8 protein-coding genes are annotated in these 13,506 nt (G+C 68.6%); 2 read left to right on the top strand and 6 right to left on the bottom strand.

The window, feature by feature from the left end; translation table 11 throughout:
- Positions 1-426 precede the first annotated feature (426 nt).
- Together ACFZBD_RS33640 and ACFZBD_RS33635 are read left to right on the top strand one after the other, a co-directional pair.
- Positions 427-897: a hypothetical protein gene (locus tag ACFZBD_RS33640; RefSeq protein ID WP_391147182.1), complete on the top strand. Its 471-nt coding sequence runs from the start codon at positions 427-429 to the stop codon at positions 895-897.
- Between the two features lie 7 nt (positions 898-904).
- Positions 905-3,562: a Helicase associated domain protein gene (locus ACFZBD_RS33635; RefSeq protein WP_391147180.1), complete on the top strand. Its 2,658-nt coding sequence runs from the start codon at positions 905-907 to the stop codon at positions 3,560-3,562.
- An 87-nt stretch (positions 3,563-3,649) separates the two neighbouring features.
- On the opposite strand, the gene ACFZBD_RS33630 is transcribed toward ACFZBD_RS33635, so the two are convergent.
- From ACFZBD_RS33630 to ACFZBD_RS33605, 6 genes are all read right to left on the bottom strand, one after another.
- Positions 3,650-5,689, bottom strand: a complete 2,040-nt coding sequence (locus ACFZBD_RS33630; protein ID WP_391147177.1) for a hypothetical protein — start codon at positions 5,687-5,689, stop codon at positions 3,650-3,652.
- 49 nt (positions 5,690-5,738) lie between these two features.
- Entirely contained in the window at positions 5,739-7,826 is a 2,088-nt protein-coding gene (locus ACFZBD_RS33625) for a hypothetical protein (RefSeq protein WP_391147175.1), read from the bottom strand.
- Entirely contained in the window at positions 7,823-8,503 is a 681-nt protein-coding gene (locus ACFZBD_RS33620) for a hypothetical protein (protein WP_070390092.1), read from the bottom strand. Before ACFZBD_RS33620 ends, ACFZBD_RS33625 begins: the two co-directional genes overlap by 4 nt.
- Positions 8,504-8,557: 54 nt before the next feature.
- Positions 8,558-11,317, bottom strand: coding sequence for a protein kinase (locus ACFZBD_RS33615; RefSeq protein ID WP_391147171.1), 2,760 nt, complete (start codon positions 11,315-11,317; stop codon positions 8,558-8,560).
- Between the two features lie 870 nt (positions 11,318-12,187).
- On the bottom strand, positions 12,188-13,123 hold the full coding sequence (locus tag ACFZBD_RS33610; RefSeq protein ID WP_391147169.1) for a hypothetical protein: 936 nt from the start codon (positions 13,121-13,123) through the stop codon (positions 12,188-12,190).
- An 85-nt stretch (positions 13,124-13,208) separates the two neighbouring features.
- Positions 13,209-13,433 carry a hypothetical protein gene (locus ACFZBD_RS33605; protein ID WP_390678654.1) on the bottom strand — a complete coding sequence of 75 codons (225 nt, stop codon included), beginning with the start codon at positions 13,431-13,433 and terminating at the stop codon, positions 13,209-13,211.
- Positions 13,434-13,506 lie beyond the last annotated feature (73 nt).

Raw genomic sequence — 13,506 nt, 5'->3', positions numbered from 1 at the left:
CCCGCGGCGCGGGTACCACATCGCTGCGCGATGTGCAAGCGAACACCCTCGCTGCGCGAGGGTGTTGCGCTCCCGCTCCGCGGGAGCGCTGGCGTGGGGCTGCGCCCCACGTTCAACTCCACTGCTGCGCAGTGGAGTTGATGGCCCGTCCGCTGCGCTACCGGGCCGGCGGGACTTTGTCCCGCCCCGGGCTTGTGCTTCGCTTCAGCCCGGGGCGGGATCCGCTGCGCTCCTCCCGCTAGGCCCTTCCGGCTGCGCCTTCAGGGCCGGTGGGCCCGCTGTCGCGGGCCTGGCTGGCTGTAGGGGTGGGGTTGCTCGATCGTCTGGGTTTCGGCGTAGTGGTGCCTCACAACTGATGCACCATGTAGCGTTGGCGGAAACGGGGGCTGTGCCCGCCTGGCATCGTTTCATCTTAGGAGCCGTTTCGTGACCGATGATCTACTGCCTTCGGGTACTGCTCCGAACTTCCCCTATTCGGATGCCTCGGTCTATGTGGATGCGGACGGTTCGACGGTCATCGCCCGGCTCCGGGACTCCCTCCGCCTGGAGGGCGGGGATCAGCGGCTGCTCGTTGGGCCCGTGCACCTCTCTGCCGGGTACAACGACTACGCCACTGGCAGGCGGGCGCACCCCTACGACTTCCTTGAGTGGCCAACCGTACTGGAATGTGAGGCGCCGTCGGGCGCGCCGGCCGATGTGGTGGAGGCCGTCGCGGCTGTGCTCGAGTCGCTGTGGTCCTTGGGTGTCAAAGCGGTGGCCGCGTGTGACTTCGAGGACGAGCTACCCGAGTGCGGCGGGCGGGAGAAGTATCCCGTGCCGGCGCCTTCTGAGGAGCCGAGGGGCGCTGTGATCGGTCGGTGGAAGGGCTTGTTTTCTCGCCGGAATAGGAAGGGTTGAAACACTCGTGATCAGCCTGCGCGAGCATCAGGTGCGCCAGAAGTCAGCCTTTCGCTCCTGGGTGGGATTCCCGGCACGATCCTCTGTACCCGCTCAAGGGGCGCGGGGGATGATTATCTCGGCGACCGGGTCGGGGAAGACGATCACAGCGGCCGCATGCGCGCTGGAGAGCTTCCCCGGCGGCCGGATCCTGGTGACGGTGCCGACCCTGGACCTGCTCGTGCAGACCGCTCAGGCGTGGCGGGCGGTGGGTCACCGCGCGGCGATGGTGGCGGTGTGCTCGCTGGAGAGCGATCCAGTGCTCGACTCGCTGGGCGTGCGGACGACGACCAACCCGATCCAGCTTGCGTTGTGGGCGGGATCAGGGCCGGTGGTCGTGTTCGCCACGTACGCCTCCCTCGTGGACCGTGACGACTTCGACGACCCGACGGGCCGGGGGACGATGCGCGGGCCGCTGGAGGCTGCTCTGGCGGGCGGGGAGCGGCTGTATGGGCAACGGATGGCGCCGTTCGATCTCGCGGTCGTGGACGAAGCCCACTCGACTGCGGGTGATCTTGGTCGGTCGTGGGCGGCGATCCACGACAACACCCGCATCCCCGCCGACTTCCGGCTCTACCTGACCGCGACCCCGCGGATCCTCGCCTCCCCCAGGCCGCAGCGCGGGAAGGACGGGCGCGAGCTGGAGCTGGCGTCGATGGGCCAGGACTCGGCCACGTTCGGGCCGTGGCTGGCCGAGTTCGGACTCGCCGAGGCGGTCGAGCGGGGCGTCCTCGCCGGGTTCGAGATCGACGTCCTGGAGATCGAGGACCCCGACTACTCCGTGCGCCTGTCCGACGAGGCGCGGCGTGGCCGGCGGCTGGCGTTGCTGCAGGCCGCGCTCCTGGAGCACGCCAGTGCCCGCAACATCAAGACGATGATGACCTTCCACAGCCGGGTCGAGGAAGCCGAGGCCTTCGCCCTCAACCTGCCTCGGACGGCTGCGGACCTGTATGCGGACGAGGTCACCGCCCACGCCCTGGACGAGGCTGCCGACCGGCCGCGCTCTCCTCTCGGTGCCGTGCCCGGGGATGTCGAGGAGGCCGGGCGGCACGTTCCCGCGGACCGGGTGTGGTCGGCGTGGCTGTGCGGGGACCACCTCGTCACCGAACGCCGCGAAATCCTGCGCCAGTTCGCCAACGGTGTTGATGCCGCGGGCCGACGGGTGCACCGGGCGTTCCTCGCCAGCTGCCGCGTCCTCGGCGAAGGCGTCGACATTCGGGGCGAACGGGGAGTGGAGGCCGTCTGCTTCGCCGACACCCGCAGCTCCCAGGTCGAGATCGTGCAGAACATCGGCCGGGCACTACGACCCAACTTCGACGGCACCACCAAGACCGCGCGGATCCTCGTGCCCGTCTTCCTGGAACCGGACGAGGATCCGACCGACATGGTCGCCAGCGCCTCCTACGCCCCCCTCGTCGCCGTCCTCCAGGGCCTGCGCTCCCACTCCGAACACCTCACCGAACAGCTCGCCAGCCGGGCCCTGACCCGCGGGACGCGCAAGGTGCACGTACAGCGGGACGAGGACGGGCGCATCATCACCGGCGTCCCCACCGGCACCGGCCCGGAAGGGCCGGAGGCCGGGAGCGGCGTGGCGGAGTCGGAGCTGCTGCAGTTCTCCAGTCCCCGAGATCCGGCCACCATCGCCGCGTTTCTGCGCACCCGGGTCTACCGGCCGCAGTCACTGGTCTGGCTTGAGGGCTACCAGGCCCTCCTGCGGTGGCGGGCGGAGAACAACATCACCGGGCTGCACGCCGTCCCGTATGACGTCGAGACCCAGGTGGGAGTGACGAAAGCGTTCCCGCTGGGCAGGTGGGTCCATCAGCAGCGCAAAGCGCGGCGGGCCGGAGAACTCGACCCCCACCGCAAAGAACTGCTCGACGCCCCCGACGCCGGGATGGTGTGGGAACCGGGCGAAGAAGCCTGGGAGAACAAGCTCGCCACCCTACGGTCGTACAGGCGCGCCATGGGGCACCTCGCGCCGCGGCAGGACGCCGTCTGGGACGACCCCGACGGCCGGCCCGTCGCGATCGGACAATTGATCGCCAACCTCCGCCGCAACGGCGGCCTCGGCAAGGACCCCGTCCGGGCGGCGGAGCGCGCAGGGCAGCTGACCGCGATCGATGCGGACTGGAACTGCCCCTGGCCGCTGGACTGGCAGCGCCACCACCGCGTCCTCGCCGACCTCGCCGCCGACGAACCAGGCGGCCGGCTCCCCGACATCGCACCCGGCGTCCTCCACGACAACGACGACCTCGGACGATGGCTCCAACGACAACGCCGCAACTGGGCGGAGCTCTCCAGAGAGCAGCAGGAACGGCTGCCCCGGCTGGGCGTGACACCGGACGAGGCACCGGCTGCGGCACCAGCCGCTGAGGGCGCGACGAAGGGCCCGGGGGAGGCCGGGAGCAAGACACAGCAGGCATTCCAGAGGGGCCTGGCGGCCCTCACCCAGTGGGTCGAACAGGAAGGCACCCACCGGCCTGTACCCCGGAAGGCGGTGGTGACCTTGCCCGACGGGACGGAGGCCAAGCTCGGCATCTGGTACAGCAACACCAAACAACGACGCGACAAACTCACAGCGCAGCAGCTCGACGCCTTGCGGGAGCTAGGCGTGGAGTGGGCCTGACAGCCGTGGAGCATCAGCCACCCAGGCGCGTACAAGTCCATCAGGCGACGACGGTCGACCAGCCGTAGCAAGGTCAGCGACGAGTGGTCATGCTGGGCGTAGCAGGTTGGGGTTATCGCGTCCTCCTGGGACACGGATGATCACGACGTGGCAGGGTTCGCGTTCGTCGGCGCGTTGGACAGGCTCGATCCAGATGCTGTCGAAGAGGTTGGCGGCGCCTTCGGCGCCGACTGTCTTATCGAGGGCAAGGAGGATGGCAAAGGCGGCGTTGGTGTTCTGGTATTCGGCTGCTTGCGCGACGTACTGACGTAGGCCGGCCTCACTGGCGTCGTCTTCTTCGATCTTGCATTCGACGTTGAACTGGACGGATCCGAAGGAAACGATGATGTCGGCGCGGCCGCCGCCTTTGTCGATGACTTCTGCGCTGACGATGTTGAAGAGGGCGGAGAACGCGAGTACTTCCCGGTAGTGCTGATGGAAGAGAGCCTCGTCCACCTTCTGCTTCTTGCCGTCCTTGTCTCGTCTGCGGAGGTACTCGGTATAGGAGCCGCCCATCTTCCGGCCGATGTCGTAGCACTGGTAGGCGAAGCGGATCGTAGTGTCCAGAAGGGCGGTGAACTCGTCGGCGATGCCGGAAAGCCAGTCACGGGAGCTTTCCAGCTGTTTGAGTAGTTGCGCTTTGAGGCGACCGTACTTGGGGTCGGCGATGGCCGCGAGGACGTCTTCGTGGGTGCGGAGGCTGAGCTCCAGACGGTCGAGGACATGCTCGGGTGTCTGGTCAACGAACGCAGCGAAGTCGTCTTTCAGTTGGTGTGCCAGCTGTTGCCAGCGCCGTGCTTTTCCCTGATCACCCGCCTGCTGATCATGGGATCCTGCGCTAGTCGCGGTGCGGTGGAGGAGGGCAGCATGAAGTTGCTGGGCCGCGGGATCGTCGCGGATCTCTTCGTCGTGGGCCAGGGCGTGCTGGAGGAATCGTTGCCGGTGCTCGTGCTGGAGGAAGGCATCTTCGATGACGGGCGCCACCAAGGTTTCCACGGCGGCGGCCGCCGGGCTGTCTGTAAGGACGGCGACCGTGTTGTGCGCGGTGTACGCGCGGAGCAGCGCGGTGAGGATGCCGTGGCCGCCTTCGTACCAGGGGTCATCGTGGGCGAGGTGTGCGGCGGCACCGTCGAGTAGGACGGTGAGTTCCGACCAGGCGAGCACGTCGTTCTGGCGTGGTCGTGCCCAGGCCGGGGTGCGGGTGCGGTAGCGATAGCTCCGGTAGCGGTGGAGGACGTCGCGCAGGGTGGATGCGGCGGTGCGGACGCGTGCGGGGGCGTCAGGGGCGGACAGGCCGAGGACGGCTTCGATGGCGGCGTGGTAGAGCTGGGCGTCCAGGCGGTGGGGGTCGAGAGTGATCAGTTCGGCCAGCCGATCCTGGGTGTTGCGGAGTTGTTCGGTCATGGGCGCGTACTGGTCTTGTTCCAGAGCCTGGCGCAGGTCGCCCAGGGCGAGTTCGAAGGCTGCGTCCCGGCAGGTGTGGTCGAGCATCAGGCAGCGTTCGAGGGCCTCCCGAAGGCCGGCGCCTGGATGGTGGGCGTCGAGGACGCCGAGGAGGCGCGGCAGGCGGGTGGCCATGGCCTCGGGAAGTGCAGCCGGGTCCTCGGTTGCTTCGTCCATGGCGCCGAGGAGACGAGCGGCCTTGGTGACGCCGGCCAGGGTGAGCTGGACGAGACAGTCCGCGGCTTCCACCCCTATGAGGGCCGCGGCGAGGTCGTCGCTGGCGTCCTGGGCTTGTTGGAGACGGGCGAGCAGCGCGCGGGTCAGTGGAGTGCCGAGTTCACGTGCCAGGGCCGGGCGGCTGGCGAGGGCGTCGGTGGCGCTGGCGAAGGCCGCGTGGTTGTTGTTGGTCCCCAGGCCGTCGAGGACGGCGTCGTACAGCGGCTTGCAGGCTTCGGAACCGAAGGTGTCGAGGTGGTGCGCGGTCGCCTGGATGAGGTGGGCCAGGAAGGGGCCCTGAGCGAGGTGGTCCGCGGCGGTGAGAACGGCGTCGAGACCTCCGAGGTCCTCCACTGTCGGGCCGGCGCGCAGCTGGGGGCGGGAGGCGTGCGCGGCCCACTGGGCCAGGCGCTCGTCGATGACGTGCACGATGCCCTCCGCCTCCCCCGTCGTTGCTGGATAGTCCTGGTGGCCTGGCCTAGAAGAGATGGCGTTTGTCAGGACCGGTCACGGTACGGTCCTCGGGGTAGAACTCCCAAACCGCGTCGTCGATCGACGTGATCACGATCTGGATGCCCGGGTCGTCTTCAGCGGTCTCGTAGAGGGTCTTGATGCACTGGCGGGCGTTCTCGGGGGCGAGCTCCTCGGCTGTGGGTGCGTCGATGAGCAGCAGACCGGGGTGGGACATGATGCCCCGTTTGCGGCCGACTTTGATCATGCCGACGATGGCCGCGATGCGCATGCGCAGGCGATCGGTAGGGCTGAATGCTTTGAAGGGGTGCTTTTTGCCGGTCTTGCGGGCGTTGAGGTGTCCCGCCAGGTTGAGGTCGACGCTGGTCAGGTTGGCGACACCCAAGTCGTGGGCGATGGCGACGATCTCACGGTTCAGGTCGGCGAACAGGGCCTTGCTGTGGTCGGCGACCACAGTCGACAACACCTCGGCGGCCGCCTCCAAGACGGCGTCGCTGTCGTCGGAGTCGTCCTCGGTGTCCGACGGGCTCGTCGTTGCGGTGACGTAGTCACCGACCACCTCCGGCAGTCCGGTCCCGTTGCCGGTGGCGACTGCCAGAGCGCCGCGTAGCTGGTAGACGTCCTGCCGGGCGGATTCGAGGCGGGTGTACCAGTTGCCGGAACGTGCCGCAGTAAGGCGGGCGTTCACCAGGTCGTACGCCGCACGGCTGTTGTCGCAGGCGGCGACAGCCGCCTCGACAGCCAGCCGGGCTGTCTCTTCAGCCGTGCGGGAGGCATTCACCCGATCCTCCAGTCGGCTTAGCAGCGCTGCCCGCGCCTCTGGGTCGTCCTCCACCTCCGGCAGAGGGCTCGCGCACACCGAGCACCGGTGTTCACTCTCTTCCGCGGTACGCCGGGCGTCATCAATCTCGTGGTCGCAGCGCGGGCAGGCCTCCGGCTCGAGCGCTCCCAGAAGGGCTCGGGCCGCACGGCTTTGCTGGGCCCGGCGGACGGCTCGTTCGTCCTTGAGACGGGCTTTGCGCGTGAGGGCGTGGCTTTCTTCAGCCTCCTGGTGAGCCGCCTGGTCGTGGGCGAGTCGTCGTGCGGCGGCATCGACGTCGGCGAGCAAGCCAGTCAGGTCCGGCTGGCCCGCTTCCAAGGTCGCCACCTTCTCCTCGGCAGCCCTGAGTGCCTGGCGCAGCGGCTCGGTCTGCTGCTCGCGGGCCCTGGTGTCCTCGCGTGCCCGCCGCTGAACGCGGTTGTTCTCCTGGGTGTCCTTCTTGCGGGCCGTGTTGATCTGGGTCAGCTCGGACGCGTAGGGGACGTCGAGGAAGAGCTGCATCAGCTTCACGGGGAGCTGGTTGTACGACGTCGGGCCCAGCAGGATGCTGGAGTTCCCTGCGTTCAGCGCAATGGCATAGAAGTAGCTTGCCCAGCCGTGCACCTGTTCCGCGCTGTCGCGGTTGCCGTCGGCGTCCTTCGGCGCGCCTGCCTCGGCCGCCCACAGGGACAGTGGCCGAAGGCCCAAGCGGTCGAGCATGAAACGGTCGATGAGCTCCTTGACGCCGCCGGGCTCCGCAGTGGCCGCCACGCGTACGCCTGGACCGCTCTCCTGGGAGCCGTCGAGGGTTGTGAGGTGCTCAAGGGTGTCGGCGCTCAGGAGCCGGCAGCTGGGGCGCTCGGATTTGTCGAAGGTGAGGCGTATGGAGGCGGCGACGCCAGCGACCTCAATATCCGCGCGGATGTAGGAGAACCAGTCCACTGTCTCCGACCGGCGGAAGGCTTCGAAGCCATCCCCACGCAGGGCGTAGCTCAGCGCCCACAGAAGGCTCGACTTGCCGGCATTGTTCAGGGTGCTGGCGATCGCCCACGGCCCCGGCCCCAGCGTCATGTCGACGGTGAAGTCGCCGTCGTTGTCGTCCGTACCGGTCTTGGTGCCCTCGCAGTACAGCCGATGCACGACGAGCTGCCGGCGCGCGGGCAGCGGGCTGGTCAGCTGGATGCCGTGGGCAGACAGAGCGTGGCGGACCCTCTCCGCGTCAGCGGACGGCAGCCGAGCGGCGATCTGCTCGTACAGCTCACCCTCGGACGGCACGGGCAAAGGCTCTGTGGTCACGCGGCGTCCCCCTGCTGTGCTTCGGCGCGTAGCCGGGCCAGGCGCGCGCGGGCCCGGTCGGCAATCGACGGTATGAACTCGTTCAGCGGGGTCTGGGCGTAGTCGCGCTGCAGGTACTGCCGCTTGCGCAGCGCCAGTGCGGAATGCCCGGTGGCCTCGGCGAGCGCCCGGACGAGGCGGGCGCGCTCGGTGTACCAGGCCAGAACCGGGAACTGCTCCGTCGCCCGCTCGGCCACCTCGCGGCCCTGGGCCGTGAGGTAGTAGTTGTCCTGCAGCACCCGCGCGGCGGTGCGCCGCGGCACGACCACCACCAGCCGCGGGGCGGCCAGGACGCTCATCGCCTGATCGATGTACTCGAACGCCCCGAACAGGTAGCGCAGCATCGGGATGGCACAGATCTCCGGCTCGTCCGAATCCAGGATGCTGCCGGCCAACTCCAGGTTGATGGCTTCCTTCTCACGCTCACGCTCGTAGTCGTTGAGAAGCTCATCGGCCAGATAGTCCGGGTTCCGAAGCCAGAAGTCGAGCTTCTGCAGCCGGCCCTCAGCGCGCAGCACAGCGACCGCATCCTTCGGCGCTGCCTGCTGCTCCGTTTCGCGCAACGGATCGCACACTGCTGCAATGAGCAGCAGCAGCCGCATGGCGTCGGAGAAGCGATCCCCCTCGTCATCATCCACTCACATACCGTAAGGACCCGGGGTGTGGTTGATCAATGCCTCTGCACAGGCCGCTCAGTGTCTGTACACAGCGCTTCGGATGGCCTGGTCGACTCGCCGGTCTTCGGCAAGTTCACAGAGGAGTCGTGCTCCCGCCGGTTGAGCGCGAAGCGCGGAGGCAACGATGCTGGCGGCGTGACCAGTGAGTTCACGCATCCAGTCCTTGATGTCGTCTCGTGGACTCCACCGGTCGAAGCGGCCGTCCCAGTCGCACATGCCCTGAACGGCTATGTCGAGCAGCGCCCACTGCTTCTCGCATCCTGCCAGGCGGGCGACATCAAGCAGCCACCACAGGGCCCGGTCGGCCTCCTCCCTGCTGGGCCAGTCGTGGGCAGCCGCATGTTGGGTGAGGGCGTGGACCACGGTGGCCGTCTGAGTCGGGTTGTCGAGCAGCGCTCCCTTGACCGTCGGCACGTTCAGTCTGGTGATCACGTCCAGGTACAGCTCGGAGGAGCCGGGCTGATCGGCGGCGAGAGCGAGCAGCTGGGCGGCCGCAGCGGTGTCGTTCTGGTCGGCGTCCTCCAGCAGTCGCCGGGCGCGCACGATGGGCAGCTCGCTGCTGGCCCCTGTCTCGCGTTCGACCAGGCCGAGGAAAGCGGCCATGTCCTGAGGGCGGCGGGCGGGATCTAGCTGGGTGGCCTGGCGTACAACGCCGTACCACGGGCCCGGATCGGGAAGGAGGGGCACATTGGCTTGCGGCCAGATCCCGGTGAGAATCCAGCCGATGAGCTGCCCGAGGCTGTAGATGTCGCTGGCGGGGGACACGTCGTGACCGTCGAGGAACTGCTCCGGCGCGGCGAACCCCTCGGTGCCGATGGCGGTCGTGGTCAGCAGGCCGGCGGTGCTGGTCTGCCCGCGGGGGCGGCGCACAATGCCCCAGTCCGCGACCACCCAGCGGCCCTCTAGGAGCAGGATGTTGGCGGGTTTGATGTCCCGGTGGATCCAGTCCTCGCGGTGCGCGTCGGCGAGGCCTGCGGCAACGGCCTCAACCAGGGGCCGCAGCCTGTCCGGGGCCTGCAGTTCGGTCCGCTTGTCCTCTACGGTGGCCTCGGCCTTCGGCATGACGAACCACGCGTAGCCGGGGTGGAAGTCGAGGACCGGCATGACGTGCGGGTTGTCGCCGAACCGCTGGGCTGCCTCCACCTCGCGGCGCATGCGCCGCTGGCCACGCTCCCGCCAGCCCGAGCGGCGCTTGAAGGCCACGACCGTCCCCGAGGGCTTGTGCGTGGCCGGGAACACCTCGGCCTGCCCCCCGGGCGGGGCCAGGGGGCGAGGCTCCAGCGCGTAGTCCCCGCGCTCGCCGCGCGCCGTCTGGCTCACCACGTCATAGCGGTACGCCGTCGGTGCGGGTGCCGAGCGGGGAGCCGCAGGGCGGTTTCCGGTGAGCCGTAGCAGAACGGGGCGGATTTGCGTGTGGTCGTTGGAGGGCAGCGAGGCCAGCAGGTAGGCAGGGCTGCTGTCTGGGGCCTGGGCGAAGCCGAAGAGTTCGCCGAGCCGGGCTTCGACTATGGGTTCGCTGGTACGGCTAACGACGTCGGTGCGGTGCACGGCGATCCCGGTGCCGGTGCCGTCGGGTGAGGCGCTCAGGACGCTGGTGGCGTCGGCGCGCAGCACATGGGCCGGGAAGTGCACGGGGGTGCGGATCCAGTCCTCGCGCTGGCCCGCGTCCGTAGAGCGAGCCAGGTCCATGACCGTGCTGTGTCCCGAGGCGGCGAGGAAGAACCGACGCCGCTCCAGCCAGACCGCCGAGCGCACTGCGCCAGGGAAATGGATCGGATAGGGCATCTGGCCCCCGACCGTGTCCCCGGCGCGCACCAGCGCAAGGTCCCCTTCACCGACACCGAACGTGACACCAGAGCCCGACAGGACCCACGGCTCACCGTCCGGTCCGGCCAGCAGCACGGAGCTGTCGTCGAAGTCTCCGGCGACGGCGTGAAGACGGCCTTCATGCCAGCGGATGAGCGAGGAGCCGCGCAGCACCAGGACGCCGCCATCCCGGCACACCAACGCAGCGCCATGGCAACCGGGCAGCATGAGGTGCCAGTGGGCCTGGCCGCTGGCCGTGTCGACCTCGAGCAGCCCGTCAGCGCAGGTGATGAGGACACGGCCCTGGGGTAGGCACGCCAGCCCCGTGGGCCGGTCAGGGCGCGTTGGTCCGATCAGCAGCACCTCCGCCGTCGTCCCAGCCCACGTCCGCGTCTCCACGGCCACAGGAGACGTCAGGCGTGCCGGCACAACCATCGCCTCGGGCGTCGGCGCCGCCTTCCCCACGCCAAGCAGTTCGGCCAGCGGCAGGTAGAACTCCTGCCGGCGCACGGCGCGGCGGACCAGCTCGGTCAGTGCACACACCCCAGCCGCGGCCGCATCCAGGTGAGTCCGATCGAGGACGGCTCCCCCGAGCCCGGCTGCCTTGCGTACGAGTTCGTCGTCCGCCTGATCGGCCGGCCAGTAGAGCACCGCCCACTGTTCGCCGCGGACCATGCGGCCCTCGGCCGTGAGGATCGCCCAGCCCCAAGAAGACGACTCTTCATGCCCCGCCAGGAGAAGGAGGTAGTCCCGCCCCTCGAACTCGTACGCCAGCGCAGGGACGTCGCCGAGCTCATAGGTCTGTATGGAGTCCAACGACACGGACTGGACCAGCAGCGTCGCGACGATATCGATGAGCAGCTGCGCAGGATCCTCGTCCGACTCCCCCTTGCGCCACCGGCCGTACACCCCCAGCAGCCCACGCTCCCGCTCTTCCACCCGGCTGATTCCCCCCTCGTCCCCGAGCATGGTCCACGCATCCGCGCAAACCACCGGCACTAGCCCGTGAGCCTATGGCCCGGGACGGCTCAGCCGCCTGAAATTAGCTGACAATAGGCAGCAAGCCAGGCGGCCGTTCCGCGGGTTACGCGATCCAGGCCCTTCGATGTCGCCGCGCACCGTGATGGTCGCGGTCGTCCCGTTGAGGGTGGTGATGGCGTTCAGCTGGGGCGCCCCCTTCCGGGGGTTGTCGAGCACCCCGGACAAGAGGGTGGACGACGATGGAAGGGGGCCGGGTGCCCGGGATGGGGGCAACGCCCGACTCCCCTAAAAGACCAGCGCCCCGAGGTGCCGGTCGGTCTCGTTGTCTCCCCACCGTCGCACACCCGCGCGCCGCACCGCGAGGCCCCCTGCACGGAGAGACCGCTCACACGAGTCCGGCGCCCTCGGCCTCTGCCCGCCCACTGGCCCGGCCGAAGCGAACACTTTGCGTACCTGCAGCGTGCACGGCGCCAGCCTTCGCCGCTTCGCTGGATCCGGCGTCTTTGGCGCACGCCGTTCGGCGCTGGCTACCAGAGCCTGCGCGGCAAACTCACCGCGGAGCAGCTGGACGCACTCCGGTGCCGGTGTGCGTGGCAGCACCCGGGCACATGCTGAGGGGCCGACCACTGTGGTCGGCCCCTCAGCATGCTTCGGCGTGCGACGCAGCTGCAGCCGCGCTTTCTCATGCTCGACCAGCCCGCCCAGCCTCACTGCGACAGCCGCGCTGAGGGAGATTGATCCGCGGTGGAACATCCCCTGGTCGGTGCCCTTGGACTGGAGTGAGCAGCGGCGTAGTACCACGGGGTGGGCCTCATGACTTTCCTTTTTCGGCACACCCCGTGGTCATTTGTTGCGGTCTTACGCGGGAGGCAGGCCCGGAAGCACCGTCCCGGTGTATGCAGCGAGCACGCTCCCCAGGGCTCCACTGACCACGGGCGAGTTGAGGATGCCGATGATGGAACCGCCCCAACGCTGGAGCCTGCTGGGGTCGGGAGAGCCGTTGGCGGCCTCGGTTTCGAGACGCGTGGCGAGCTGGGTGAACTCGAGGGCGTCTTCTTCCGGCAGTTCCAAGGCAGGCGCGGCCTGACGTAGTGCGCGGGCGAGCATGACGACTGCCGCAGGGTCGATGCCGTCCTTGTTGGTCGTGGCGTTCATGGTGAAGTCACGGCTGTTCGCGGCGATGTTGCCCGTGTTCTCGCCGATGTTGAACGTCGTGTTGCCGGTGCTGTTTCGACGCTCGTACGCGCTCACGTCGCCGTCAAAGTGCTCCACGCAGTCCTGCCCTTCAGCCGTAATCTCAGCTCGTACGGGCCCTTCGGTTTGTCCCGTCTCGGTTCCTGTGATCAATGCCTTGGCGAGGAGGTAGGCGCTGGCACGATCGATCTCCTCCAGCGTCAGTCGACCTCCCTCGTGGAGCGAGTGCGGGGACTGAAGGGCTCCCTCCACAACGGGGTAGCCCGCGCCATCGTTCTTCTGCTCCCACAACCAGGTCAGCAGGCCTTTGCGTGCAGTGGCACTGCGCGCTCGGGGGTCAGCGCGCCGACGTAGGCGTTCCTGTACCCATTCCATTCCTCGTGGGGTCAGATTGGCCGCTGGATCACCCATCCCGGCGTAACGATCGCTCAGCAGCCCCCAGTCTTTGCACGTCAGCAGGAGTCGGTGGGACTGCTGCTCATCGAGACCGTGCTGTTCGCCGAAGGCAGTGATCGTCACGTACTCCGTCGAGTTCGCGACCGTCTGTTCGTGGACCCACTCCACAAGCGGCTCATGTAGGGCAACAAAGTCGATGGCCATGGGCCGGCTCCTTGCTCAGTGGTGCAGAGCTCTTAAGCGTAGAACTCACCACTGACACCAAGGTCCAGGGCGGGCGCTGCTCCGGTCAACGGTGGCCGCCCTGCCGTCCGCGCCCCTGGCGGGGTGCGGGGATGGTCTGCCGGTGGTGTGCGGGGGCGGCGGATTCGGCGGGGGCGGGCTGCCTGCCCGCGACGAGCAACCCAGCGCCTGGAACACGGCCGGCGGAGCGCATGACGGTCCAGTAGGGCGCGGCCTCCGACAGGGCCTCGCCCACAGCGCGGGGCTTCACCTCGGCAACGCGCTCGTGCACGTCTTCAGGATCTGGCTCGGTGTCTAGTTCCCGTCCAGGTACTCAGCCCGAGCGCGGCGGACAGCCTTGGCCG

The organism is Streptomyces sp. NPDC008121, assembly GCF_042957155.1.
In the GTDB taxonomy this organism is placed as follows: Bacteria; Actinomycetota; Actinomycetes; order Streptomycetales; family Streptomycetaceae; genus Streptomyces.
Note: the sequence above shows the minus strand (reverse complement) of the source record. Positions and strands in the feature narration are given on the sequence as shown.

Excerpts from the sequence above, each read along its gene's own strand:
- ACFZBD_RS33610 (WP_391147169.1), bottom strand. The coding sequence starts at position 13,123 with ATGGCCATCGACTTTGTTGCCCTACATGAGCCGCTTGTGGAGTGGGTC.
- ACFZBD_RS33615 (WP_391147171.1), bottom strand. The coding sequence starts at position 11,317 with ATGCTCGGGGACGAGGGGGGAATCAGCCGGGTGGAAGAGCGGGAGCGT.